Genomic DNA, 25,064 nt, shown 5'->3' with positions numbered 1-25,064 from the left:
CGGGTCAGCTCAGGGCGGGGACGTCGACGCCGAGCACGGCCTGCTCGTCGGGGCGGTGCACCAGCACGTCGGCCAGGTAGGACTGGACCGCGTGACGCATCCCGACATCCCGGCCGGCCTGCTCGGACAGCAGCCACTTGTGCTCGATGATCTGCGCGAACAACTCCTGCGGCTCCAGCTTGTGGCGCAGGTGCGCGGGAACGGCCCGGACCACCGGCTCGAAGACCTCGGTGAGCCAGCGGTGCGCGGCCTGCTGCTCGTCGGTCAGGTCGCTCTCCGCCCGATAGGCGTCCAGGTCGTTGAGCAGCTTGCGCGCCTGGTTCTCCTCGGCGTCGAGACCGGTGAGCCGCAGCAGCCGCCGGGTGTGGTAGCCGGCGTCGACGACCTTCGGCCGGACCAGGTAACGCCCGTCGTCGATCGAGGACATGGCCACCTCGGCCACGTCGAAGCCCAACTCGTTGAGGCGGCGGATCCGACCCTCGATGTCGTGCCGGGCCTCCCGCTCGACCGCCTGCTCGTAGGTGATCTCGTGCCAGAGCCGCTCGTAGCGCTGCACGACCTCCTCGCAGACCACCTCGGGGTCGATGGACTCGTGCAGCAGGCCGGCGGCCTGCAGGTCCAACGCCTCGCCGAAGATGTTCACCCGGGCGATCTCCAGGTCCTCACCGCGCTGACCGTTGGAGAGCGAGTTGTGCAACGCGCCCGTCTCCGCGTCCACCAGGTAGGCGGCGAACGCGCCGGCGTCCCGGCGGAACAGTGTGTTGGACAGCGAGCAGTCACCCCAGAAGAAGCCGGTGAGGTGCATCCGCACGATCAGCGCGGCCAGCGCGTCGAGCAGCCGGCTCATCGTCTCCGGCCGCAGGGTGTGCGAGAACAGCGCCCGGTACGGCAGGGAGAACTGCAGGTGCCGGGTGATCAGCACCGATTCGAGGGGTTCGCCGTCCTCCGCCTGCCGGTCGGCGACGACCGCCACCGCCTCGACCGACGGGAAGTCGATCCGTTCCAGGGCCCGGAGCAGGTCGTACTCCCGCTCGGCGATCCGCTCGCGGGTCTCCTTGAACGCGTAGACGTAGTCGCCGAGCCGGACGAACCGGACGATGTGTCGGGAGATGCCCTGCGGCAGGGCCACCAGGTGTTGGGCAGGCCACTCCTCCAGCGGTGTCGACCAGGGCAGGTCGAGCAGCGCCGGGTCCACGAGGGCAGACGTGATCCGCACGGGCACAAGCATGACGCCTCGCCCCCCGCATCGCCTCACATCGTGGTTGGGCACACAGCGCCGGACACCCCGGCCTCGCGCCGGGCCGGTAGCGTGGTCGCGTGCTCAAACCCACGGCGGTACGACGTGACCTGCGGCTACGGCCCGTCCGCCCGGCCGGCTGGTGGTTCGACGCCCTGCTGCTGGTCGGATTCGGTGCGGTGACCATCGCCCTCGCCACAGGTGCGTTGCTCGGGCTGGACCTGGCCGTCCGGGAGTGGGCGTATGCCCACCACCCGGCACCGATCTACTGGACGGCACGGGCGTTCAACCTCATCGGCCAGGGAGGCTGGCTGTTGACGCCCCTCGCCGGGGCGCTCGCCGTGGCGGTCGCCTGGCGGGGCCGCACCGTACGGCCGCTGCTGCTGGTGGCGGGGGCCTTCGTGCTGCTCTACCTGACGGTCGGGCCGCTCAAGGTCCTGACCGACCGGGCCGCGCCCAGCTCCGATCTGCCGCCGACCGAGGCGGTTCGGATCTTCAACGACCTGCCGCCCACCGAGTACGACCTGTCCTACCCGTCCGGGCACGTCGTCAATGCGATCCTCTGGTACGGAGTGATAGCCGTCCTGCTGACCGCGCTGACGGCTGGGCGACTGCACCCGAGGGTGCACCGGCTGATCCGGTTCGCCCCGCCGGCCATCCTGCTGGTCACCACGACCTACCTGAACTTCCACTGGCTCACCGACGGCGTGGCAGCCCTGCTGATCGGTCTGTTCCTGGACCGCGTGCTGCACCGGGTGCCGTGGGACGACCTCCCGCTCCCCGGCCGGCTACGCGCCTGGGACCGGCCGTTCACCTCGTACCCCTAGGTTCCAGTCTGTGGATCGACTGGCGCGGCGGCTCGGCGTACCCGATGCGGTTGTCATCGGTCTGGGCTCGATGCTCGGTGCGGGCGTCTTCGTGGTGTTCGGCCCGGCCGCGGCGGCGGCCGGTGGCTCCGGGTTGCTGCCCGCGCTGGTGCTGGCCGGGTTCATCGCCTTCTGCAACGCGACCAGCTCGGCGCGGCTCGCGGCCCGTTACCCGGAGTCCGGCGGCACCTACGTCTACGGCCGAGAGCGCCTCGGACCGTTCGCCGGGTTCCTGGCCGGCTGGGGCTTCGTCGTCGGCAAGACGGCGAGCTGCGCGGCGATGGCGTTGACCATCGGGGCCTACCTGTGGCCGGGGCAGGCCCGGCTGGTCGCGGTCGGCGCGGTGCTCGCGGTGACCGCGGTGAACCTGCGCGGCATCGGCAAGACGACCACCGTGACCAGGGCACTTGTCGCGCTGGTGCTCGCCGTGCTGGCCCTGGTCGCGGTCGTCGGCCTGGTGGGCGGGCCGGTGCGCCTGGAGCGACTCGGCGAGCCCGGCGGCTCCGCCCGGGGCGTGCTCACCGCCGCCGGGCTGCTGTTCTTCGCGTTCGCCGGGTACGCCCGGATCGCCACGCTCGGCGAGGAGGTCCGCGACCCGCGGCGGACGATTCCCCGCGCGGTGCCGCTGGCGCTCGGGGTGGTGCTCGCGATCTACCTGGTGCTGGCCGTGATCACGCTCGGGGTCCTCGGCGCCGACCGGCTGGCCGACTCCGCCGCGCCCCTTGTCGACGTGGTGACCGCCGCCGGGCTGCCCGGCCTGGCCTGGGTGGTCCGCGCCGGAGCCACCATCGCGGTCGTCGGGGTCCTGCTGTCCCTGGTCGCCGGGGTCGGCCGGACCACCCTGGCGATGGCTCGCCGCCGGGACCTGCCCGGCGCGCTTGCCGCCGTGCACCAGGTGCACCGGGTGCCGCACCGGGCCGAGCTGGCGGTCGCCGCCGTGGTGATCGTGGTGGTGCTGCTCGGCGACGTCCGCGGCGCCATCGGCTTCTCCAGTTGCACGGTGCTCGTCTACTACGCGATCACCAACTCGGCGGCGCTGACGTTGGGGCGGGAGCCCGGTCGGCGGTCGCCGGTGCGGGTGCTCGCCGGCCTGGGGCTGGTCGGGTGTCTGCTGCTCGCGGTCAACCTGCCGACCGGCAGCGTCCTCGCCGGCTTCGGTGTGCTCGCCGCCGGTGCCGCCTGGTACGCGCTGCGCCCCGCCCGCCGGTGACCTGAGCACAGGCCACCGGCGTCCGGGGGTCAGCGACTCAGCCGCCGGTACCGGCGCACCGCGAGCGGCGCGAACGTCGCGATCAGCAGCACCGGCCACAGCACCGCCAACAGCACGGCGTGCTCCGCCGGCCAGGAGTCGCCACCCAGGCCCGGGTTGCCGAACAGTTCACGGATCGCCGCGACGGTGGCCGACAACGGATTCCACTCCGAGATCGTCCCGATGAACGACGGCATCAGCTCGGGCGACACGAAGACATTCGAGATCGCGCTCAACGGAAACGCCGCCGGGAAGACGATCACGCCGACCGTGTCCGGGTTGCGGACCAGTAGCGCCAGGTAGATCCCGACCCAGGTGATCGCGATCCGCAGCAGCAGGAGAAGCCCGACGGCGAGCAACGCCTTGCCGACACCCTGCCGCCACTGCCACCCGACGAGCAGGCCGCAGACCAGCAGGGTGGACATCTCCAGCAGGGCGCGGAGCAGGTCGGCGGCACTGCGGCCGGTCATCAGGGCGGACCGGGCCATCGGCATCGACCGGAACCGGTCCACGACACCCCGGCTGAGATCCAGCGCCACGCCGGTCGCGGTGGCGCCGAGGCCGTACAGCATCGTCATCACGAAGACCCCGGGCAGCAGGAACTCCCGGTAGTTGCCGCCACCCGCCACCTGCATGCCGCTGCCGAACACGTACCCGAAGACCAGCACGAACATGATCGGCAGCGAGAAGTAGAGGATCAGTTCCTCCGGTGCGCGGATCACGTGGATCATGTTCCGCCGGGTCATCGTCCAGCCGTCGGTCACCGCCGCCGTCATGCCACGTCCGCCTTCGCGCCAACGCCGACGGGCTCGCGGGCCTCGTCCGGCCGGTGCCCGGTCAGATGCAGGAACGCCTCGTCCAACGTCGCGCGCCGCAGGCCGATGTCCTCCACCGCGACCCCGGCGTCGTCCAACGCCCGCACCACGTCGACCAGCCCGGCGACCCGGTCGGCCACCGGCACGCTGAGCCGCCGCACCTCCGGATCGCGCTCCGGCTCCGCGGCACAGATCGACGCGACGATGCGGGCGGCCTGGGTCAGATCCGCCGCATCCCGCACCACCACCTCGATCCGGTCGCCGCCGGTCATCGACTTCAGCTCGTCCGGCGAGCCCTCGGCCACCACCCGACCGGCGTCGATCACCGAGATCCGGCCGGCGAGCTGATCGGCCTCCTCCAGGTACTGCGTGGTGAGCAGGACCGTGGTCCCGTCCGCGACCAGGCCACGGACCAGGTCCCACACCTGGTTGCGACTACGCGGGTCCAGGCCGGTGGTCGGCTCGTCGAGGAAGAGCACCCGGGGTGTACGGATCAGGCTGGCCGCGAGGTCCAGCCGGCGACGCATCCCACCCGAATACTCGCCTGCCGACCGGCCCGCCGCCTCGTCGAGCCCGAACCGTTGCAGCAACTCGTCGGCGCGTTGACGGGCCGCCCGTCGACCCAGCCGGAACAGCCGGCCGAACAACTCCAGGTTCTGCCGGCCACTGAGGATCTCGTCGACCGCGGCGTCCTGACCGGTCAACGCGATCCGGGCCCGCACCTCGTCCGGCTGACGCCGCACGTCGAACCCCGCCACGGTGGCCCGGCCGACGTCGAAGCGCAGCAGCGTGGTCAGGATCCGTACGGCAGTCGTCTTCCCGGCGCCGTTCGGTCCCAGCAGTCCGTACACCGTGCCGGTCGGTACGGCCAGGTCGAAGGTGTCCAGTGCCCGCGTTGGGCCGTACCGCTTGCCCAGCCCCTCGGCTGTCACGTCGAATGTCGTCATGCCGCCAGGGTGCGGTCGGGCGCTGACGGGTCACGCACCGTCCGCTGACGGCGGCGCACCGGGCGGGCTCGCGGCTCCGGCTCGCGCCGCCCTGTTGATCTCGTCGAGGGCCAAGATGATCTCTGCGCGCGTGGCCTCGCCGACGTACCACCCGGTGAGCCCACCCACCAGGGCCTCCTCGCAGAACCGTCTCGCCTCGACCAGATCGCCGCGCAGCCGGGCCACCTGGGCGAGGCCGAGACGAGCACTGGCCACGAGCTCGGGCGCGCCGCTGCGCTGCGCCAGGAGCAGCGCACCGGCGAAGTCGTCCCGCGCCCCGGTGAGGTCGCCGGCCCGCAGCCGGATCTCGCCCCTGGTCCGCAGCATGTCGGCCTGGTCGACGGCCGACCCGAGTTCCTCGACCAGTCCCATGGCCTCGTCCATGTGGGCGCCCGCCGTCTCCGGATCACCCTGCCAGGCGGCCAGTTCGCCGAGCGCACCGAGCGTGATCATGCAGCCCCACCGGTCCCCGGTGCTCCGGAATCCGTCGAGCGCGGTGGCCAGCGCGCTCCTGGCCCGGTCGTAATCGCCACTCCACATCAGGGCCGAGCCGTACCCCATCGCGCCGAGCGCGTTGATCCACGTGTCCGGGCCGACCAGCCGCCACAGCTCCCGCATCAGCTCTTCGACGTGATCGGCTCCGCCGGACGGGGGTCCGGTCGAGATCCCCGACAGATACAGCAGGAACGGTTGTCGAGGGGACCGGTCGAGGCTGCGGATCACGGACTTCTGCGTACCGAGCGACGGCAGGTGACCGGCACCGGCGAGCGCGGCGTTGTAGACGCAGAGGGCGAACTCCTCATTCAGCCCGGACGGCGCTTCGTCCCCCAGCAGGTCGAGGACGTCGGCGGCCAACCGGGCCGCTTCCCCGCGCATGCCACGCAGCCACCAGTAGAACGTCAGGGCCGCGACCAGCCCGGCCGCGTCCGGCGCGTCACCGGCCGCGGTGGCACGGCGCAGCGCGGCGTGCAGGTTGTCCCGCTCGACGTCGAGCCGCCGCAACCAGTGCAACTGTTCGGCCTGCCGGAGGTGGTCGCTGGCGGCCCAGGCGAACTCCAGGAAGTACGCGGTGTGGGCACGGCGCAGCTGGTCCGCCTCGCCGGCTTCGGAGAGATGTTCGGCGCAGAAGGCGCGCACCGTTTCGAGCATCCGGTAACGGCCGCCGCTCAACTCCACGAAGGACTTGTCGGCCAGACCGCTGAGCGCGTCGACGAACTCGGCGCTGGCAAGGCCCGTGACGCTCCCGGCGGCCTCCAACGTCGCGCCGCCCGCGAAGACGGTCAGTCGGCGGGCCAGTCTCCGTTCGGCGTCGTCGAGCAGGTCCCAGCTCCACTCGACCACGGCCCGGAGGGTGCGGTGTCGGGGCGACGCGGCCCGGCTGCCCATGGACAACAACCGGAGTCGGTCGTCGAGTCGGGCGGCCACCTCGGCGACGGGCAACGCCCGCAGCCGCACGGCGGCCAGCTCGATCGCCAACGGCAGGCCGTCGAGGGTACGACAGATCCGCAGCACCACGTCGACGTTGGCCGGTGTGACGGTGAAGTCGGGTGCGACGTCAGCGGCCCGTTGCACGAACAGGCTGACCGCCGCGTAGTCGTCGGCATCCTCCGTCGACACGTCCGGTGGCGGCAGGGTCAGCCCGGACAACTGGCACAACGCCTCGCCGGCCAGTCCGAGCGGCTCGCGACTCGTGGCGAGCACCCGCAGCGCCGGGCACGCGCCCAGCAGCCGTGCGGCGAGCCGGGCCGCGTCCGCGATGACGTGCTCACAGTTGTCGAGCACCAGCAGCAGCCGCCGCTCGGCAAGCGACTCGACCAGTCGGTCGATGGACTGTCGGCCCGGCTCGGCCGGCGCCCGCAGTCCCGCGTCCCGCAGACCGAGCCCGCTCAGCACCGCCTGCGGTACGTCCGACCCGTCGGCCAGCCCGGCCAGCTCGACGAAACAGACCTCGCCGTCCGCGCGGCCCGCCGCCTCGATGGCCAGCCGGGTCTTGCCCGCTCCCCCGGGGCCGGTGAGGGTGACCAGCCGCCGTTCGCCGAGCAACGCACGAACGCGTTTGAGCTCCTCCTCCCGTCCGACGAACGTGCTGAGCTGGCTCGGCAGCGCCTGCTCGGTCGTCGGGCGCACGGCGGAGTTGTCCCCGCCGGGCCGCACGGCGGAGCTGTCCCCGCCCCGAAACACGGCGGGCCTCTCGTCGCCCCGCAGCACGGCCAGGTGGATCGCTGCCAGCGCCGGCGACGGGTCGACCCCGAGTTGCTCGGCAAGGGTGTGCCGAGCGTCCTCGAACTCGGCAAGCGCCTCGGCTGGCCTGCCCTGCGCGGACAGAGCGCGGATGAGTTGGCCCCGCGGCCGCTCCCGCAGCGGATGCGCCACTACCAGTTGCCGCAACTCCGGGACCAGTTCCGCGTGCCCGCCCAACGCCAGGTCGGCCTCGATCCGATCTTCGGTGGCGGTACGCCGCAGCTCGTCCAGCCGGGCCGCCTGCGCGGGTACGCCGGCCACGTCGATGACATCGGCCAGGGCGGGACCCCGCCACAGCTCCAGCGCCTCGCGCAACACTGCCGACGCACGGGGCCAGTCACCACCGGCAAGCGCCCGACGCCCGGCCTCGGCGAGCCGCTCGAACCGGTACGCGTCGACGTCTGCGGGATCAACGGCGAGGCGGTATCCGGCCGGGTGGAACTCGACGGGGGTGTGCGCGGCGGGCAGCGCCTGACGTAGGCGCGACACCAGGGACTGGAGCGCGTTGGCAGCACCCCGCGGCGGGTGCTCGCCGTACAGACCGTCGATCAACCGCTCGGCGGAGACCACCCGACCCGCGTCGAGCAGGAGCAGCGCCAGTAGCGCGCGCAGCCGCGGACCGCCGACGGGAATCTCACGCCCGTCGGCCAGCAACACCTGGGTCGGCCCCAGGACGCGGAAACGCATGGCACTGATTGTCACGCACCACCCGGCCGGACGTCCTGACGCCTCCGGTCGCCATTCAGAACGGCGGACCCTGAGGCGTGGGCCGCCCGGGTGCAGGTGTGCCGGCAGCGGGGGCCAGCCCTGAGATTGCCCGCCCGAGGGCTCAATCACGTCCGGACCCTGACTACCCCTGGTTTCCCCGCAGGGCGAGCGGCCCGAGCCGCCTCAGCCTTCGGGCGGGGGCGGCTCGTCCGCGCCGCGCGCCTTCCATGGCTGGTGCTCGGTGATCCACGCTTCTACGTCTTCCACCAACCAGACGGAGCCTCCGGCCAGCCGATCGAACGGCTCTGGGAAGTCGGGGCGGCTCGTGAGCTGGACGATTCGGACGCGTGACACGCCCAACCGTTCCTGTAGCTCGGCTGAGCCGTACAACTTCCGCACCATGCCCCCGACGATCCCGACCGGACCCTCTGCCAAACTTGGAAGCCCCCTGCGCCCACCATACGTGCTGCTCCATCGGTAACTGCACCCCCCTGTCTATCTTGACAGGGGGTCGCCCCATTGATCCCCTATCGGGGCGACACAAGGGGTAGCGGTCCGGATACCTGATCGGGGATCGGTGGCCGGACCTGCCCGTCTACCGGAGGTGGGGCCGTGCCCGCTGCCAAGCGCTCACCGTCGAACGCGGTGCCCAGATGTGCCGAGCGGTGCTGCCGGGCGCGGTTGGGCCTACAGCCCGGTCAGGTGTTCACGATTGGCCGGAGGGCGTCTGTGCAGTTCGCCGGGGAGCGCAGCCTGATATTCCGGCTGACAGCGGTGGAGGACCGGCTCACCAACCATGGATGGGTCTGGCTGAGCGGATACGAGTTGGACCGACACGGTACGGCGGTGGCGCGGCGCGAGGTCTTCGTCCAGCTCGCCGGGCTGTGGACGTGCCGCCGCTGCCGGCCGGACGGGTGCCAGGAGCTGCGGTGGGCGCGTGACCGGTTAGAGGCGTACCGCGTTACCGGCAACCGGCCGCAGCGGGGCCGGACTCACGAGTAGCCGTCCTTATACCTTACGGGGCTGCTTGTGCAGCCAGACCAGCACGTCCCGGTCGACCTGAACCTTCATGCCGCCTCGCCGTTGGCTCGATCGGCCAGCAGTGCATCCACCTCACGAGGATCGACCCCGAGCGACTCCAGCGCCGCCGATAGCGGCACGAACTGGCCTTCGGCACGAGATCGGGCAATCACCGCCGAATCCCGGCGATCTCGAAACGCCTCGATCTCTTCCCACTCGTCGATGCCGATGAGCACGGCGACGGGCCGTTCGTACTTCGTGATGATGATGGGCTCACCGGTGCGCTCAATACCGTCCAGCACCCGGCCCGCGCCGTCACGGAATTCGCGTAGCGTGATTGTTTCCATGCAGGAAACTGCACCATTCGGTACCGCGTCAGGATCATCCGCTGAGCGCGCGGCGAAGATCCTTCATCAGCAGCAACAGGTGCATGGGGTCGGTGGGGCTGGCCTCGAACTTGGCCAGCCGCTGGTAAAAGTCGCGGGCGGCTTCTGTCTCACAGTGAATGAGCACCGCACGTACGCCGATGACCTCGGAGGCGGCGGCTATCCGCCGTAGTGCGTCGACCACCAGGGCTCGCCCCAGCCCGACGTCCTGTGCGCTGCGATCGACGGCGAGCCGGGTCAGGATCACTACCGGTTGGTGGTAACGGCCGGCACCCTGCCGCAGGCGGGGCGACGCATCGGCGGGGGCGACGCTCCCGGCAGCCAGGGCGTAATAGCCGGCAATCCGCTGGTCGGGGTGCTCGTTGTCCCGCACCACGTACACCCGCGACAGACCCGCGCGATGGGCTTGCAGGGCATGCTCGACCAGCCAGACCGATTGGGCGCGGGAGCCGCAGTCGAACCCCGTCACCGCGATCTCGGCCGACAGCGGCTCGACCGCCGAGAAGCGTGAACTCACCGGAGCCCACCATCAGTCGGCGGGTCGAGCACCGTCGGACCGGTCAACAGTTCCCGCAACCCGGCGACGTCCTGCGCGGGCCCCTGCAACGCCTCGTCGAACGCTCGCCAGGCGTCCTCGTCCAGCAGGAACGCCCGTCGGTTGGCGAGCACATCCGCCGCTGCCTCGGTCGCCGCCTTCAACACGAACGTCGAGACGCTGTCCCCAGCGGCTTGACTCGCCGCCTCCAACAACGCCTTCTGCTGCTCATCAACCCGTAGGTGCAGCCGTTCCGCCTTCGCACTCACAGCCCGAGTGTACGCACAACGTACGCCACCGCAAGGTAGATCGCTTGATGGTGACGGGGAGAGGGCCCGAGGTGGCGTCAGCTCACCTCGCCGGTCCCGTCCTGCCGGCGAGTCAGTTCGAATTCGTCCACTTGGCGGCCAGTAGGCGTCGAGGGAGCAGCCCCGGCGGGAGCAACGGGATGTGTCACGCCGACCTCCGCGGCGGTCGGGTTCAGCCCCGCGGGGGTTGCCGCGGCGGGGATGTGCACCCCGCCGTGGACCGCACCGGCCGGCCGGGGGACCGGGCCTGGCCGGGCCGGCGGGGCGGACTGGTGCGTCAGCCAGTCCAGGCCGCGCCGACGGGCGACCACCGTCAACCGGTCGCCCGCGAAGATGACCTGGCGGGGGTCGAGGTCCTTCCACCAGATCGTCTTGGTGCCGCCCGCCGGGGTACGGGCGATCACCCGGACCTGCCCGTCCCGGTTGACCACACCCAGCGGCCGGCCGTCCAACTCGGAGCCGGCCGCGACCGGCACCTCGGCGACTGGCAACGCGTGCCGGTCGACAGGGATCGTGGTGATAACGGCGCGTTCGGTGAGCGCCCCGATGAAGGCTGGGGCGGCCAGGTAGGAGACCGAGCGGGACACCCCGAGGGCGAAGGTCTCCTCCACCCGTTCGGCGAAGTCACCGTCAAAGAGCCGCAGCACCACCCGCAGGTCGGCGCGGAGGTCGCGGGCAGCGAGCGCCGCCTCCAGGTTGGCCACGTCGTCGGTGGATGCCACCACGAGCGCCTGACAGTCGACGACCGACGCGGCGGCCAGCGTCTCGGGCAGCGCGGCGTCACCGACGATCAGCGGCACCCCCAGCTGACGGGCCAGGGCACCACCGCGCGGCTCCGAATCCTTGTCGATCGCCACCACCTCGACGTCGTACTCGCGGAGCTGCGCCATGACGCGGGTGCCGACGTTGCCCAGGCCGACCAGTACGACGTGCCCGGCCCGCGCGGGCTGCAACCGGCCGGTGTGCAGGGCCAGTCGGGCGTTGACGATGCCGTCCACCACGGCGGCGGTGATCAGCGGGATCAGCGCCAACCCGGCCAGGTTGAGCACCACCTGCATGATCTGCGCGCCGGCCGACTTGGTGGTGTCCGGGTCGGCCCCGCTGAGCGTGGTGACCAGGGTCAGGTACAGGGCTTCCAGTGGGGAGGCTTCCTCGGTGCGGGAGATCAGCGCCCCCAGGACCGCGATCACCGCGAGCACCAGCATCACCGCGACGCCGATCTTGCGGGTGGCGAAGCCGCGTACCGCTCCCAGCAGCACCGAGACCGGACGGCGTCGCTGGCGGGCCCGGACGAGCCGACGGGCGGCGACCTCGGTGCCCGGCGGCTGACCGGTCGCCTCGGCGAGCACCAGGTCCGCGCCGGCCTGTTCGGCCGGCAGCAACTCCACCCCCTGTGCCTCGGTGAGGTGGGCCAGGGCGCAGACCACGTCCTGCGGGCGGACGTCGGCGCGCCGCGCCACCCGGAGCGTCTTGTCCCGATGTTGGAAGGAACTGGGGTCGACCTCGCCGAGCGCGGCGGCCACGAAGGCCGGCGCGGCCATCTCGGCGTCGGAGAGCACCTCGACCGGTGCCCTGATCAGCTTGCGTACGCCGTCGGCGAGAGTGCCGTTGAACATCCGCAGCACCTGGCGGACCTGCTGGTCGACGGCCTGCGCGCAGAGCGCCGCGTGCAGGTTGCCGACGTCGTCCTGGTGCAGCAGGGCCAATCCGGTCGCCCCGACCAGGCCGGCGGCCTCGAAGGTGGCCACGTCCAGCCGATCCGAGCGGACCACCCGGAGTCCGCGCAACCCCGCCACGTCCGGGCCGTTGCTGCGGTAACGCTCCGGCACCACGACCGTCACCCGGGCTCCGCCCGCCGGCAGCTCGGATTCGAGCATCGCCCGGGCCACGTAGTAGGCGAGCGCGTCCTTACCGCAGATCACGTAGTGCGGGCGGGGATCACCCACCGACCGCAGCCGCCAGTTCCACTCGACCGCCCGTCGCGCCCGGTCCCGCCACGGCTCCGCCATGCCCGGATCGTAATCAGCACGGCCACGGTGGGCGACCCCGTCCGGATCATCCCGCGGCCAGGCATGCCGGCTCCCGCGACGGGTAGTGCAGCCGCATGCAGACGTTCCTCCCCTACCCGGACTTCCTTGCCAGCGCCCGCACGCTGGACCAGAAGCGGCTGGGCAAACAGCGGGTGGAGGCCATCCAGGTGCTGCGGGGGCTCACCCGACCGGGGTACGGCTGGCGCAACCACCCGGCGGTGAAGATGTGGGCCGGGTACGAGGAGGCGCTCGTCCGCTACGGGCTGGACATGTGCGCGGTGTGGACCGAGCCGGGGCGGGCGGACACCTGCGCCACCACGATGACCGTGGACCTCGCGGCCGCCTGCGGGGCCGGCGTCGTACGGACCCAGGACGAGCTGGCCGAGGCTGGTGAGCTGCCGCCCTGGCTGGGCCGCGCCGACCTGCACCTGAGCCACCGCGCCTCGCTGGTCCGCAAGGACCCGGAGCACTACCGACCCCTCTTCGGCGACGACGTTCCGACGGATCTGGAGTACGTCTGGCCCACCTCGGACCGCGCGCGCCGCTGCCTCGCGTGACGGAGACTGGGCGGAGAGAGGTAGGTGCCCATGGCGCTGTCGCAAGTGGCGGGTCGGCTCATCGGCGTACGCCAACATCTGGTCGACCCGGGCGGCGGTGGCGCGGACCGCGTGCCGCGACCGAGCGCGGCGGTGGTGGTGGGCGGCGGCATCGCCGGCATGTCGGCGGCGGTGGTGCTCGCCGAGCGGGGCGTGGCGGTCACGGTGCTGGAGGCGGCACCGACGCTCGGCGGTCGACTGGGCGCCTGGCCGGAGGCGCTCGCCGAGGGCAGCCAGCAGAACGAGCACGGTTTTCACGCGTTCTTTCGACAGTACTACAACTGGCGGTCCATCCTCCGCCGGATCGATCCCGACCTGGGCTTCCTCAAGCCCATTGCGGGTTACCCGATCCTCAGTGCGCAGTGGCCGACCGAGGAGTTCGGCAGGCTGCCGCCCGCACCGCCGGCGAACCTGCTCGCGCTGCTGTTGCGCAGCCCCAGTCTGCGCCTGGGCGACCTGCGCCTGATGGACTGGGACGCCGCGCTGCCGCTGCTCAGCTACGACCCGGTGCGCACCTACGCCGAGTTGGACGACACCACGGCCGACGACCTGTTGACGTCGCTGCGGCTGCCGGACCGGGCAAGGGCGATGCTGTTCGAGGTCTTCTCGCACTCGTTCTTCAACCACGAGGCGGAGATGTCGGCCGCCGAGATGGTCGCCCAGTTCCACTTCTATCTGCTCGGCAACCCGGAGGGGTTGGCGTTCGACTGCCCGGACGAGGACTACGCCACGGCGATCTGGGAGCCGCTGACCCGGCACGTCGAGAAGCACGGCGGTCGGGTCCGCACCGGTTGCGCCGCCACCGGGGTGCACCGGGAGGCCGAGGGCTGGCGGGTGACGACCACCGACGGCGGCAGTCATCCGGCGGGTCACGTCGTGCTGGCCGTCGACCCGCCGGCGCTTGCCGCGCTTGTCGCGGCCTCTCCCGACGTGGTCGAGCAGGCACCGGAGCTGACCGCCCGGATGCCCGCCTTCGGCCGGCCCGGCCCGCCGTACGCGGTGGCCCGGTACTGGTGCGACGGGGACGTGGCCGCCGAGCGGGCGGTGTTCAGCGGGGTGTCCCGCCAGCCCACGCTGGATTCGGTGACGCTCTACCACCGGCTGGAGAACGAGTCGCGGCGTTGGGCGCGGCAGACCGGTGGGTCGATCATCGAGCTGCACGCGTACGCCTGCGAGCCGGGGGTGCCGGCCGAGGAGTTGGCCGAGCGGATGCGCCGCGAGCTGGTCGCGCTCTGGCCGGAGGCCGGCGACCTGCGGGTCCGCGAGCTGCGGGCCCGGGTGGAGGCGCAGGCGCCGGCGTTCACGCCGGGCAGCCACGCCTGGCGACCAGGGGTACGCACCGACGCGTCCGGCCTCTACCTGGCCGGTGACGGCATCGCCACGGATTTCCCGAGCGCGTTGATGGAACGCTCCGCGGCGACCGGGATCATCGCCGCGAACTACATCCTGCGCGCGGAGGGCAGCGCGGCGGAGCCGGTGCGGTCGATCCGGCCCCGGGGGCTGCTGGCCGGTCGCGCCACCCAAAACCGACAAAACACAACATAAGCATCGGTACGCTGTCGTACGCTTGATTGATCAACCGTCGATCGACCGGGCGGGAGGGCAGCGGGGGATGTCACCACTGCACCGCGCCGGCGCGGAAAACCGTCCACCGATCGGCGAGATCGGCCGCGACGACGCGTACCCACTGATCCGCGACGAACGCGCCTGCATCGTCACCGCACTGCGCCTCGGCTGGTGGATGGCGGACGCCTACCACCATGGGCAGCACACCGAGTTCGGCGCCCCCGTCGAGGCCCGACCACCCGTACCGCCGGCCAAGCTCTCCAACCTCACCGAGATGTCCGCCCACCGGCGGATGCGCATGTACCTCGACGGGGTGGACGTCGCGCTGGCCCAGATCGCCGAACTCACCCGGCACACCGGGCCGGTTCCCGACACGTCCGCCGCCCGGACCCTGCTGCCCGACCCGGGTCGGCCCGACCCGGCCGATCCGGTGCCGCTGCTGCTCGCCCTCGACGACCTCAACGTCGAGGTGCTGCGCTGGGCGATGGCCACCAACCACCGGGTCGGGCTGGCCTACCGGCTGGGCCGATCAGTGGCCGACACCGTCCGAGCTGGCGACGCCGCCCAGTTGCTGAAGCAGTTCGGGGGTCGGCAGATCCAGATCAGCCGCTGGCTGGACGAGTTGGCAAGCGTGCTGCCGCCGTACTCGGCCGCGGTGGTGCGCCGGTCGCTGGCCGCCTGGGCGACCGCTGTGGACCGGGCCGGCCACGGGGACCCGGCCGAACCCGCGCCCGCCGAGCTGAGCCGAGCCCTGCGGGGCCAGGGTGACCTCTGGCGGGACGTGCTCACCGGCGGCCTGCACCCCCGTGACCTGCTCGACGAGGAGGACTACGCGGTGATCGCCCGGAACCTGATCATCCGGGATCGACGGCTGGTGGCGCAGGCGGCGCGGGGCATCTTCTGGCCCGTACTCGTACCCCTGCTGCTGGTGCTCTTCGCGGTGGTCGGCGTGAGCGCCGCCGCGGCCGCCGGCTCACCGACCACCCGGGCCACCGTCGCCCTGGTGGGTCTCGGTGCCGGCCTGGCCGCGATCTGGCGGTCGGTCTCCGGGCCGGCGCTGGCGGTCGCCGGCGAGGTCAACCGGCCCCTGCTGGACAGCGAACTCACCGCGCGCATGGCCCTGCGGCTGGACCGGCCGCTGACCGCCGCCCGGCGCACGGCAGTCGTCGCACCCCGGACCCGCCGTCCACGCCGCCCGGAGGAGCCGGGCGGTCGATCGAAATACGTTGCCCCCCTCACCCGCCCGGACCTACCGTGATCAGGCAAGGTCAACCACCGCCGCGGGAGCAGGTCATGACGATGTTGCACGTCAGCACCGTGCCGTCGACGCTGCCCGGCGACGGCTGCCGAGCGGAAGGTCCCCGGGCGGGCCGGCCCGACTGACGCGTACCCGTACGCGCCGAGCCGCCCCGTCCACCAACCGGACCGGGCGGCTCTTCGCTGTCCGTCACCATCGTGAAAGGAAGCCCCGGTGGACGCCGTCCTCGTTATCAACGCCGACCTCGGCCCGCTGCACCGGGTCACCGTTCAACATGCCGTGCGGATGCTCTGCCGCCGGGTCGCCGAAATCCACGAGGCCGAGCCGGACCAGGTGATCGGCGTCTTCCCGATGCCCCGGGTGGTGCGGCTGGTCCGCTACGTCGTCACCAGGTGGAGGTTCAGCGGCGGGCCGGCCTGGTCCCGCGCCGGGGTCATGCGCCGCGACGACCGCTGCTGCGCGTACTGCGGCGGGCCGGCCTCCACCATCGACCACATCCTGCCCCGCTCGCGCGGCGGCCGGAACACCTGGCGGAACACCACCGCCGCCTGCTACGGCTGCAACCAGCGCAAGGGTGACCGGACGCCGGCGGAGGCGGGCATGCCGCTGCGCCGGGAGCCGGTGAACCCGGGCTGGGGAGCGCTCGCCGGGCGGTGACGGACCGGCCGGCGGGAACGGGGGGCCGCGTCCCGGGGCGCGGCACCCGCCGGCCCCCGGGTCAGGCGGCGCGTTCCTTCACCTGCGGGTTCGGGCGGCCGTTGGGGCAGTTCACCCGGATCTCGCTGCGGTGCTCGGTGGAGGTCAACTCGACCCGGATCTGCTTCGCCGGGCCCGGGTCGTAGGCCTCCGCCCGAAATCCGGGCGCGAGTGCCACCGCGAGCACCTCGGCGGACTTCCCCACGCAGCGGAAGGTGATCGTCCCTCCTTGCGCCTGCACGGGCACGTCGGCGGAAAGGGTGGGCGTCGACGCGGGCGGGCCGGGCGTGGTCGGCGTGGGACCGGGCGCGGTGGCGGTCGGGGCCGCTGTCGGGGCGGGGGTCGCCGTCGGGCCCGGACCGGTCGGGGGGCCGGTCCGGGCAGCAGGCGCGGTGTCCTGGGCCGGCGGGACGGCGGACGGCCCGGTCGTGATCTCGTCGGCCGGCTCCGCGGCGCGTGGCATCCCCACGGCGGTGGTGCCCGGGTCCCGGCCGGTCGGGGGAGGACCCTCCTCCGGTCGACGATTGCCGAAGTCGCCGAGCGACCCGGCCATGGTGATCGCGATGAGAACCGCGCCGCCGACCGCCAGGATGGCCCGACGACGACGCCGACGCCACGACAGGCGTCTCGTCGGAGCAGCCGAGTCGGCGGTCGCGGTGTCGGTCGGCTCGGCTGAGCCGGCCTCCGGTGTCGCGGTGACGCCCGTCCCCTCGGACGTCGCTTCGCTCCTGGCCGCGAGCAGGATGCGGGCCGCCTCCGCGGCCGGCGGCCGATCGGCGGGGTCGCGGGCCAGACACCAGCGGTAGAGCCGGTGGACCTCGGGCGGCACGCCGTCGATCTCCGGCAGCGGGTCCGGCTCGACGTGCGTGTGGGCACGGAGCATCCCGGTCTGCGTCTCGGCCGACCACGGCAGCCCGCCGGTGAGCACCCGGTGCAGCAGGAGGCCCAGGGCGTACACGTCGCAGGCCGGCAGCACCTCGCCGGCCTCCATTCGCTCCGGGGCGAGGTAGGCCGGCGTCCCCAGCAGCCGTCCCTCGAAGTCGATCTCCGACTCGCCGGCGACGGCCGCGATGCCGAAGTCGAGCACCTTCGCGCCGGTTGGCGTGAGCATCACGTTGCTCGGCTTGATGTCGCGGTGCACCAACCCCTGAGCGTGCGCGGCCGTGAGAGCAGCAGCCACCTCGGCGCAGACCCGTAGACCGTCGCGCGGCGGCATCGGCCCGGCCGCCAGGCGTTGTTCGAGAGTGAGACCGTCGAGCAGCTCCATCACCACGAACGGGACCGGCGAACCGTCCACGGGCGACTCGCCGTAGTCGTACACGCCGGTGACGTGCGGGTGCGACAGCCGGGCAGCCGCCTTGGCCTCGGCCCGGATCCGCTGCCGAGCGAAGGTGTCCGAGGCGACGAGCACCTTCACCGCGACATCACGTTCGAGCACCTCGTCGTACCCCCGGTACACCGCCGACATGCCGCCACTGCCGAGACGCTCCAGGAGCCGATAGCGGCCCGCAAGCAACTGATCACGCTGCACGACGGACAGCCTGCCGTACCGGCCGGCAGCGGGCCACCCCCTCCCCGCCGGCAGCCCGCGCACTCAGTCGTCGCTCGGCGGCCGCCAGGCAAAGCGCGGCGCACGCCGCTCGGCCATCGCCGCGACCCCCTCGCGGGCCTCGCCGGTGGTCAGCACCTTCCGATGCCACCAGGCGATCCGGGCCGCCCCGGCCCGGTCGTCGATGATCTCCTTCGCCGCGGCAATGCTCAACGCCGACCGTTGGGCGATCGTCGCGGTCAACTCGTCCACCCGCGCGGCGAGCCGGTCCGGTGGCAGCACCTCGTCGACCAGGCCGACCCGCAGGGCCCGCTCGGCGTCGATCAGCTCGGCGGTGAACAGCAGATGCTTGGCGGCGGACGGGCCGACAAGCCGGGCCAGCCGGCGGGTCGTCGGTGCCGGATAGACCAGACCGAGCCGGGCCGGGGGTACGCCGAAACGGGCGTCCTGCGCCGCGATCCGCAGGTCACAGGCGACCGCGAGCTGCGCACCACCGCCGACGCAGGCACCCCGGATGGCCGCGACGGTCGGCTTGGCGAAGCCGGCCAGCCGCTCCTCGGCGGCAACCGCGATGCTGGCGTCGCCGGCGTCCAGCAGCTCGGTCAGATCACCCAGGTCCGCCCCGGCGCAGAAGGCGTCGCCCGTGCCGGTGAGCACCAGCGCCCGCACGTCGGGGTCGGGTTCCAGCCGGTCGAGCACCTCCGGGAGCTGACGCCACATGGCGGCGGTCATCGCGTTGCGCCGGGCTGGGTTGTGGATCACCACCGTCGCGACCGGTCCGGTCACCTCGACGGTCAACTCCGCGTCCGACACATCCGCTCCTTCCGTGCCACCGTCAAGCGACGCCGCCAGCTCCGTGCCGGTCCGGCCGCCAGCTCCGCGCCGGTCCGGCCGCCAGCTCCGTGCCGGTCCGGCCGCCAGCTCCGCGCGCCGCTGCGGCGACGATAGCGAAGACGACCGGTCAGGCCCGCCGCAGGCGCGCTGCCATAGCAATCTTGGACAGTTTCCGTTAGCGCGGAACTGTCCAAGATTGCGGAACGGCGCAGACTTGGGGGGAACCAGCGGTTGGAGTCGCGCGTCCGACGGAGATGAGACCCGCATCGACGAGTGCCGTCACGGCCGCGCTCCTGGCGTCGTTCCTGGTCGGTTGCACAGGCGTCGACCGAGCTCCCACCACCCCGGCCCAACCCTCGGCCAGCGACGCTCCCGGCCCGGCCGACACCGCCACCCCGCCGCCCACCGGCGCCCTCACCGGCGGCCCCGCGACCAGCGGCACGCCAACCCCGGTCATGTTGCGAACCTCCGGCGGCTTCGCCGGCCGCGGTGACGCCGTGACCGTCGAGCCGGACGGTCGGTGGACCGCGGTGGACCGGGCCGGCAGTCGACGTACCGGCCAGCTCACCCCCGCCGACCTCGGCCGCCTGACGGGACTGGCCGCCGACCCCCGACTGGCCGCCGAGGCACGGCAGCCGACCCGCTCGACCACCTGCTCGGACGCGTTCAGCTACCGGCTCACCGTGGGCGGCATCGAGACCGGCTACGTCGACTGCCCGGCCGACGCCGCCCCACCGCCGGCCACCCAGTCCCTGGTCAAGCTGCTGCTGCGGGCAACCGGCACTCAGACCAGGTAGTCCGGGGGCAGGCCGGTACCCCGCAACTCCGGCGGAAGGTGGGCCACGTCGTTGACGGCGATCAGATTCGGCGGGCCGGCCGGGCCGTACCGGATCACGGTCAGGCCCGCGTTGTGCAGATTCAAGCCCAGCCAACGCCGCTCCGGCGCGTCGAGCGCGTGCCGCACCAGCCAGGCGATCAGGAAACTGTGCGTCACGACCAACTCGCGGACCGGCTCGCCGTCGGGGGCCTCCCCGGGAACCGGGCCGGCGAACCGCCGCACGGCCGCCGCCGTCACCCGCGGCCCGTCGACCCGTTCGGCCGTCGAAAACTGCGCCAGGAAGTTGGCGTACGCGGGCGGCAGGCCGGCCGGGTCCGTGTCGTGTGGGAGGTGGTCGCCGGCCAACTCCGACGCGTACACCGGGATCTCGGGCAGCGACCCGGCGACCAGCTCGGCGGTCTGCGCGGCCCGGCGCAACGGTCCGTGGTGGACGGCGGCGAACCGGCGGCCCCGCAGGCGCTCGCCGAGCAGCGCGGCCTGCTGCCGGCCCCGCGCCGTCAGGCCCGTGTCCGGCTCTTCGGCATCCGACTCCCGCCCGGCGGTCAGGTCCTGCTCGGCGTGTCGGGCGAGGTACAGCAGGCGAGTCAGCATGCCGCCCACCCCAACACATCGGGAGGCGCGGGCTCCACCCCGCACCTCCCGGTCCTGCGGCCGTCAGCTCGGTCGGCCCGGCCGGACGCCGCTCGCGTCCGCTCCCCCCTACGCGCGCGGGAACATCTGGCCGATGCGGATCCGGTTGCCGAACGGGTCCCGGATGCCGAAGTCGATCCCGTACGGGCGCTCGGTCGGCTCGTCGGTGATCTCGACGCCCTTCGCCACGAGTTCCTCGTGCGTCTTGTGGGCGTCGTCGGTGGTCATGAAGAGGTACCCACCCAGGGCGCCCTTGGTGAGCAGCTCGCGGACCTGCTCGGCGGTAGCCGGGTCCAGGGCCGGTGCGCCCGGCTTCTCCAGCAGGATCTCCCGCTCCGGGTCGCCGGGCAGGTTGACCGTCAGCCACCGCATGAAGCCGAGATCCTGGTCGGTGTTGACCTCCATGCCGAGCTTGTGCACGTAGAAATCGAGCGCCTCGTCCTGGTCGAGGACGTAGATCTGGGAGCGGCTGATCGCGTTCATCGTCATGCCCATGACGCTAGAGGTAACCCGTGACCTGCTGCTTATCCAAAACTACTTGGTCGGGTCCAAGCCTTGGCGAAGCACGACGGCACATTGCCCGGCGCGACGCGGTGCCTCCGGAAATCCGAGGGTGACTCGCCGACGATCTGGCGGAACGTCCGGCTGAACGTACCCAGACTGCTGAAACCGACGGCGTAGCAGATGTCCGTGACGTCCCGATCGGTCTCCACCAGCAACATCATCGCCCGCTCCACCCGGCGGCGTTGCAGGTAGCGGTGCGGGGTCTCACCGAACGTGGCCCGGAAGGTGCGGATGAAGTGCGACTCGGAGACGTACGCGATCCGGGCCAGCGCGGGAATGTCAAGCGGCTCGGCGTACGCCCGGTCCATCGCGTCCCGAGCACGCAGCATCGCCCGGTTCGACTCCTCCACCGCGCGACTCATCGGCTCGGTTGCACATCCGCTCTGGTACCCGACATTGCCGCAGGCTGGCGCCCGCATACCGCCGTCAAGCATACGGCCGGTACGCGGACTCGCCTCGGCGGTGGCTGGTGGAAGCGGAGCCCACACCCGGGGTCAGCCGGCTGGTGATCGATGGCGCACCCTCGGTGACTGTTCGATACCGCCTACGGGCCTGCGGCTGGCCCGGTCCCTCGGTGAATGTTCGCTCTGGTCCGCCGCCGTCGCAGGACCGCCACGACCACTCCCGCAGCAAGGATCGTCAGAGTGGCACCGGTCGCGAACCAACGGCCCGACGACTGATCGAGCGTCGGCGCGGCCGTGACAGGCGTCGGGGCGGCCACCGAAGCGGACGGTGTGATCTGCGACTGCGCAGGCGCCGGTGCGGTCCTGACTCCCGAGCACAGCCCAGTAGCCCCACCGGTGGAATTCACGCGATATCGGGTACCGACGCGAAAGTTGTAGCCGCAGCTGGACTCACTGCGGCCCACCCTCAGCCTGAGCGTGGCCCCTGCCGGAAGGCTGCCCTTCTCGACCGACGCCACCGCGAGTTGGACCCCGTTGTCCATCACCTCGGTGATCGTGCCGACGACGATCAGGTCGGCTCGCTCGTCCGCCTCGGCGGGGCGCACGCAACTGCAAGCCCGTGCCGGCTCGGCCGGTAAGGCGACCACGACGAGGCTGAGGCCGAGAGCGGTCAGGACAGACAGGATTGCGGCGCGCAGCTTCACACCGGTTCTGACGCGCACGCATCCCGAGCGGTTCCACCAGGCGTCGTGGCCTCTTGCATGCCAACGTGTCGAAGCCCGACGTCGTGCTGCACGGCCACCACGGCGAGCAACCGTATGATCACCCAGGTTACCGCCGCTTTCCTGCTGGCGGCGGGCGGGCTCGCATCGCGCGGGTTGTCCCAGTGACCCGCACGGACCTCGTCACTAAGGTACGCCGATGATTAATTTTCGCTACCACGTCATCTCGCTTGCTGCGGTGTTTGTCGCCTTGGCGGTCGGTGCGGTATTCGGCACCGCCGCAGCGAACGGTTACGCCACCGACGTGCTCCGGGGCTCAATCGACGCAGCGCACAAAACCAACGATCAGCTTCGTCAGACAACCGATGACCTCCAAGAGGAGGCGAGCCGTAAGGACGACTACATCAACGACACGGCGCCCGCAGTGCTGCGCGGGACGCTGGCCAACCGCCGGATCGTGGTGCTGACGACGCCGTCCGGACGCGACCGCGCCGAGGGCGTGATCGAAAAGCTTGAACTGGCCGGCGCCGCCGTATCCGGGCCCATCCACATCCAGGAAGCATTCTTCGACCCCAAGAACAGTCTGGACCTGCTTGGGCTGACCCGCCGTAGCAGCCCTCCGCCGATCACTCTGCCGGGCAACAGCAACGGAGTCGAAACCGCTGGCGCCCTCCTGGCCACGACTCTGCTCGGGCCGGCCAGCGCCCACCGTTCAACGGTGCTGCCTGCCTTCGCGAACGCCGGGTACCTCGCCGCACCCAAGCAGCTCGATGGCCCCTCGGACGGGGCGGTCCTGGTGACCGGGGCACCCTATGTGGAGCGAAACCCAGCCGAGCGGAACGCCGCGATCGTGACCCTGGCCGCACAGATCGCCATGAGCGGGCGGACCGTCGTGGCGGGCACCATTTCCGGCGACGGCAGCGCTATCGGGATAGTCCGCGGCGACGAAGCGCTGCATGCACGGATCTCGACGGTAGACGGTGTAGCTGGGGCGCAAGGTCAGGTCGCGGCGGCGCTCGCCCTGGCTGAGCAGATTACCGCCAACCGGGGAGGCCGCTACGGCACTGCCGGTGACGCTGACGCCCTCATCCCACGGCAAACGATCTAGCTTTGTCCCTCATGAGCTGGAGCATTCCTCGTGACCCGGACGCGCACGGCTGGCTCAACAAACCCTGGCGGCTGGAGCCCGACCCCTCCGAACTCCAAGCCGGTGACCCTTGCTTCGCCGGCATCCCACAAACGCAGGTCGGTAGTCCGCTGTCGTGCGCCGGTTGATGTTCGACGCGGCGGCCCCTGTTGACGTTGAGTGTCCCGCCGCACGTCGTCCAGGCCACCGCTCGGCACGCCCACGTGAAGATCACGCTCAAGGTCTACGCTCACGCCAACCTTGACGCGACGCGTCAGGCTCTCGGCCAGCTCGACGGGAAGCTCTCGGGCGTCCCGTTGCTGTCATTCGGCCACTTCGCGGCGGGCACAGCCCCGAAACGCCTTGTGAAATTGGAGCCCCCGGCCGGGATCGAACCGGCGACATCTCGCTTACAAGGCGAGTGCTCTGGCCAGCTGAGCTACAGGGGCGCGTGCGTCGAGGTCAGCATAGCGAGTGACGTCCGGATATCCCGCTCGCGAGGCCTCCCGAGCATTGGAAACGTCAACAACCCGACGCGCAGGGGTGCACGGGCGTGTCGATTGATGGTTGAGCGTGCCCGAGTGACCGGAATGCGTAGGCCGTGGGCCAGGTTGGGCGCCGCCCTGCCTTGGCAGCAGGGGGAAACCCGTTTACGGTTCACTGACACGGGAGACAGCCCGGTGCCCCCGCGCGCCGAGCCGCCGTCCGCTGACCGGCACGGATACGTGCCGGTCGCTCCTTCACTCGGATCGTCCGGCACGTTCCTGCCGGTGAAAGGAAGCGCTTCACCATGGCTACGGTCACCTACTCCAAGGCATCCCGGGTCTACCCGGGCCAAGAGCGTCCCGCCGTCAACGAGCTCAACCTCGAGATCGGCGACGGCGAGTTCCTCGTCCTGGTCGGCCCCTCCGGTTGCGGCAAGTCCACGAGCCTGCGGATGCTCGCCGGTTTGGAGGACGTGGACGCCGGGTCGATCTACATCGACCAGCGTGACGTCACCCACCTCCCCCCGAAGGCCCGCGACATCGCGATGGTCTTCCAGAACTACGCCCTCTACCCGCACATGACGGTGTACGAGAACATGGCGTTCGCCCTCAAGCTGCGCAAGACCTCCAAGTCGGAGATCGACCGGCGGGTCAAGGAAGCGGCAGCCCTGCTGCAGCTGGAGGAATACCTCAGCCGTAAGCCGAAGGCGCTCTCCGGTGGTCAGCGTCAGCGTGTCGCGATGGGCCGCGCGATCGTCCGCGAGCCGCAGGTCTTCCTCATGGACGAGCCGCTGTCGAACCTCGACGCCAAGCTGCGTGTGCAGACCCGTACCCAGATCGCGTCCCTGCAGGCCAAGCTGGGCGTCACCACGGTCTACGTCACGCACGACCAGGTCGAGGCCATGACCATGGGTCACCGCGTCGCCGTGCTGCTCGACGGTGTCCTCCAGCAGGTGGACACCCCGCGCGCGCTCTACGACACCCCGGCGAACGTGTTCGTCGCCGGCTTCATGGGCTCCCCCGCCATGAACATCAAGACCGTTCCGCTGCACGAGCAGGGCGCCGAGTTCGCCGAGCTGAACATCCCGCTGACCCGCGAGCAGGTCGCGGCGGCCCGCGCCGAGGGTGGCAACGGCAAGGTGACCGTGGGCTTCCGTCCAGAGGACTGCGACCTGGTCAGCCCGACCGAGGGTGGCATGCCGGTCGTGGTCGAACTGGTCGAGGACCTCGGCTCGGACGCCAACGTCTACGGGCACGCCGCGCTGGGTGGCAGCTCGGAGCGCTTCGTCGTCCGCACCGACCGGCGCACCATGCCGAACATGGGTGACACCGTGTTCGTCAAGCCGCGTACCGGTCGTAGCCACGTCTTCCACGCCGCCACCGGCGGCCGGATCTGACCCAACGCGCAACCGACA

The 25,064-nt window shown here is 71.7% G+C and carries 24 protein-coding genes and 1 tRNA gene; 10 read left to right on the top strand and 15 right to left on the bottom strand.

From position 1 onward, the window contains the following. Positions 1 to 4: 4 nt before the first annotated feature. Positions 5 to 1,270, bottom strand: a complete 1,266-nt coding sequence (locus tag ACFYPM_RS06320; protein WP_387191849.1) for a DUF4032 domain-containing protein — start codon at positions 1,268 to 1,270, stop codon at positions 5 to 7. Between the two features lie 47 nt (positions 1,271 to 1,317). On the opposite strand from ACFYPM_RS06320, the gene ACFYPM_RS06315 reads away from it, so the two are divergent. Both ACFYPM_RS06315 and ACFYPM_RS06310 read left to right on the top strand, forming a co-directional pair. Continuing rightward, a complete protein-coding gene (locus ACFYPM_RS06315; RefSeq protein WP_387191847.1) occupies positions 1,318 to 2,064 on the top strand; it encodes a phosphatase PAP2 family protein in 747 nt (248 codons plus the stop codon). Between the two features lie 10 nt (positions 2,065 to 2,074). Continuing rightward, positions 2,075 to 3,313, top strand: a complete 1,239-nt coding sequence (locus ACFYPM_RS06310; protein ID WP_387191845.1) for an APC family permease — start codon at positions 2,075 to 2,077, stop codon at positions 3,311 to 3,313. A 29-nt stretch (positions 3,314 to 3,342) separates the two neighbouring features. Here the strand turns inward: ACFYPM_RS06310 and ACFYPM_RS06305 are convergent, their stop codons facing one another. The 3 genes from ACFYPM_RS06305 to ACFYPM_RS06295 are packed head-to-tail and all read right to left on the bottom strand — an operon-like array spanning position 3,343 to position 8,081. After that, positions 3,343 to 4,128 carry an ABC transporter permease gene (locus tag ACFYPM_RS06305; protein ID WP_357252634.1) on the bottom strand — a complete coding sequence of 262 codons (786 nt, stop codon included), beginning with the start codon at positions 4,126 to 4,128 and terminating at the stop codon, positions 3,343 to 3,345. Next, entirely contained in the window at positions 4,125 to 5,114 is a 990-nt protein-coding gene (locus tag ACFYPM_RS06300; protein WP_387191843.1) for an ATP-binding cassette domain-containing protein, read from the bottom strand. Before ACFYPM_RS06300 ends, ACFYPM_RS06305 begins: the two co-directional genes overlap by 4 nt. Positions 5,115 to 5,144: 30 nt before the next feature. After that, positions 5,145 to 8,081, bottom strand: coding sequence for a BTAD domain-containing putative transcriptional regulator (locus ACFYPM_RS06295; protein ID WP_387191841.1), 2,937 nt, complete (start codon positions 8,079 to 8,081; stop codon positions 5,145 to 5,147). 750 nt (positions 8,082 to 8,831) lie between these two features. Between ACFYPM_RS06295 and ACFYPM_RS06290 the strand changes: the two genes are divergently transcribed. Next, positions 8,832 to 9,104 carry a hypothetical protein gene (locus ACFYPM_RS06290; protein WP_387191839.1) on the top strand — a complete coding sequence of 91 codons (273 nt, stop codon included), beginning with the start codon at positions 8,832 to 8,834 and terminating at the stop codon, positions 9,102 to 9,104. Positions 9,105 to 9,169: 65 nt separating this feature from the next. On the opposite strand, the gene ACFYPM_RS06285 is transcribed toward ACFYPM_RS06290, so the two are convergent. From ACFYPM_RS06285 to ACFYPM_RS06270, 4 genes are all read right to left on the bottom strand, one after another. Continuing rightward, on the bottom strand, positions 9,170 to 9,469 hold the full coding sequence (locus tag ACFYPM_RS06285; RefSeq protein WP_387191837.1) for a type II toxin-antitoxin system Phd/YefM family antitoxin: 300 nt from the start codon (positions 9,467 to 9,469) through the stop codon (positions 9,170 to 9,172). Between the two features lie 34 nt (positions 9,470 to 9,503). After that, the gene (locus ACFYPM_RS06280) at positions 9,504 to 10,025 is read right to left on the bottom strand and encodes a GNAT family N-acetyltransferase (protein WP_387191835.1); all 522 of its coding nucleotides are present in this window, start codon (positions 10,023 to 10,025) and stop codon (positions 9,504 to 9,506) included. Beyond that, positions 10,022 to 10,312 carry a DUF1778 domain-containing protein gene (locus tag ACFYPM_RS06275; RefSeq protein WP_387191833.1) on the bottom strand — a complete coding sequence of 97 codons (291 nt, stop codon included), beginning with the start codon at positions 10,310 to 10,312 and terminating at the stop codon, positions 10,022 to 10,024. Before ACFYPM_RS06275 ends, ACFYPM_RS06280 begins: the two co-directional genes overlap by 4 nt. A 77-nt stretch (positions 10,313 to 10,389) precedes the next feature. Beyond that, positions 10,390 to 12,360 (bottom strand): potassium channel family protein, encoded by a 1,971-nt coding sequence (locus tag ACFYPM_RS06270; protein ID WP_387191831.1) that lies wholly within the window; start codon positions 12,358 to 12,360, stop codon positions 10,390 to 10,392. 95 nt (positions 12,361 to 12,455) lie between these two features. Here ACFYPM_RS06270 and ACFYPM_RS06265 point away from each other — a divergent pair, with 95 nt between their 5' ends. The 4 genes from ACFYPM_RS06265 to ACFYPM_RS06250 all read left to right on the top strand — a co-directional run bounded on the left by ACFYPM_RS06265 (position 12,456) and on the right by ACFYPM_RS06250 (position 16,458). Next, the gene (locus tag ACFYPM_RS06265; protein WP_387191829.1) at positions 12,456 to 12,938 is read left to right on the top strand and encodes an MSMEG_6728 family protein; all 483 of its coding nucleotides are present in this window, start codon (positions 12,456 to 12,458) and stop codon (positions 12,936 to 12,938) included. Positions 12,939 to 12,968: 30 nt separating this feature from the next. Then, positions 12,969 to 14,522 (top strand): FAD-dependent oxidoreductase, encoded by a 1,554-nt coding sequence (locus tag ACFYPM_RS06260; RefSeq protein WP_387191827.1) that lies wholly within the window; start codon positions 12,969 to 12,971, stop codon positions 14,520 to 14,522. A gap of 67 nt (positions 14,523 to 14,589) precedes the next feature. Then, complete coding sequence (locus ACFYPM_RS06255) at positions 14,590 to 15,801, top strand: hypothetical protein (protein WP_387191825.1); 1,212 nt, start codon at positions 14,590 to 14,592, stop codon at positions 15,799 to 15,801. A gap of 213 nt (positions 15,802 to 16,014) precedes the next feature. Next, on the top strand, positions 16,015 to 16,458 hold the full coding sequence (locus ACFYPM_RS06250; protein WP_357252658.1) for an HNH endonuclease: 444 nt from the start codon (positions 16,015 to 16,017) through the stop codon (positions 16,456 to 16,458). Between the two features lie 61 nt (positions 16,459 to 16,519). Here ACFYPM_RS06250 and ACFYPM_RS06245 read toward each other — a convergent pair whose 3' ends face one another. Both ACFYPM_RS06245 and ACFYPM_RS06240 read right to left on the bottom strand, forming a co-directional pair. After that, positions 16,520 to 18,028, bottom strand: coding sequence for a serine/threonine-protein kinase (locus ACFYPM_RS06245; RefSeq protein WP_387191822.1), 1,509 nt, complete (start codon positions 18,026 to 18,028; stop codon positions 16,520 to 16,522). Positions 18,029 to 18,091: 63 nt separating this feature from the next. Next, the gene (locus ACFYPM_RS06240) at positions 18,092 to 18,859 is read right to left on the bottom strand and encodes an enoyl-CoA hydratase/isomerase family protein (protein WP_387191820.1); all 768 of its coding nucleotides are present in this window, start codon (positions 18,857 to 18,859) and stop codon (positions 18,092 to 18,094) included. 275 nt (positions 18,860 to 19,134) lie between these two features. Here ACFYPM_RS06240 and ACFYPM_RS06235 point away from each other — a divergent pair, with 275 nt between their 5' ends. After that, positions 19,135 to 19,677 carry a hypothetical protein gene (locus ACFYPM_RS06235; RefSeq protein WP_387191819.1) on the top strand — a complete coding sequence of 181 codons (543 nt, stop codon included), beginning with the start codon at positions 19,135 to 19,137 and terminating at the stop codon, positions 19,675 to 19,677. Here ACFYPM_RS06235 and ACFYPM_RS06230 read toward each other — a convergent pair. The 4 genes from ACFYPM_RS06230 to ACFYPM_RS06215 form a co-directional block, all read right to left on the bottom strand. Further along, positions 19,665 to 20,309, bottom strand: a complete 645-nt coding sequence (locus tag ACFYPM_RS06230; RefSeq protein ID WP_387191817.1) for a histidine phosphatase family protein — start codon at positions 20,307 to 20,309, stop codon at positions 19,665 to 19,667. The two genes, ACFYPM_RS06235 and ACFYPM_RS06230, sit on opposite strands and share 13 nt — an antisense overlap. A gap of 108 nt (positions 20,310 to 20,417) precedes the next feature. Then, entirely contained in the window at positions 20,418 to 20,837 is a 420-nt protein-coding gene (locus ACFYPM_RS06225) for a VOC family protein (RefSeq protein WP_387191815.1), read from the bottom strand. Positions 20,838 to 20,872: 35 nt separating this feature from the next. Further along, complete coding sequence (locus tag ACFYPM_RS06220) at positions 20,873 to 21,274, bottom strand: helix-turn-helix domain-containing protein (RefSeq protein ID WP_387191813.1); 402 nt, start codon at positions 21,272 to 21,274, stop codon at positions 20,873 to 20,875. A gap of 182 nt (positions 21,275 to 21,456) precedes the next feature. Continuing rightward, entirely contained in the window at positions 21,457 to 22,020 is a 564-nt protein-coding gene (locus ACFYPM_RS06215; RefSeq protein ID WP_387191811.1) for a hypothetical protein, read from the bottom strand. A 217-nt stretch (positions 22,021 to 22,237) separates the two neighbouring features. On the opposite strand from ACFYPM_RS06215, the gene ACFYPM_RS06210 reads away from it, so the two are divergent. After that, the gene (locus ACFYPM_RS06210) at positions 22,238 to 23,146 is read left to right on the top strand and encodes a copper transporter (protein WP_387191809.1); all 909 of its coding nucleotides are present in this window, start codon (positions 22,238 to 22,240) and stop codon (positions 23,144 to 23,146) included. A gap of 390 nt (positions 23,147 to 23,536) precedes the next feature. Here ACFYPM_RS06210 and ACFYPM_RS06205 read toward each other — a convergent pair. Continuing rightward, positions 23,537 to 23,613: transfer RNA gene (locus ACFYPM_RS06205), tRNA-Thr, on the bottom strand. Between the two features lie 341 nt (positions 23,614 to 23,954). On the opposite strand from ACFYPM_RS06205, the gene ACFYPM_RS06200 reads away from it, so the two are divergent. Next, a complete protein-coding gene (locus ACFYPM_RS06200) occupies positions 23,955 to 25,046 on the top strand; it encodes an ABC transporter ATP-binding protein (protein WP_387191807.1) in 1,092 nt (363 codons plus the stop codon). Positions 25,047 to 25,064 lie beyond the last annotated feature (18 nt).

Origin of the sequence: Micromonospora sp. NPDC005203 (assembly GCF_042872705.1) — a bacterium.
GTDB lineage: Bacteria > Actinomycetota > Actinomycetes > Mycobacteriales > Micromonosporaceae > Micromonospora.
The sequence above is the reverse complement of the archived record's forward strand: the minus strand, read 5'-3'. Positions and strand labels throughout refer to the sequence as shown.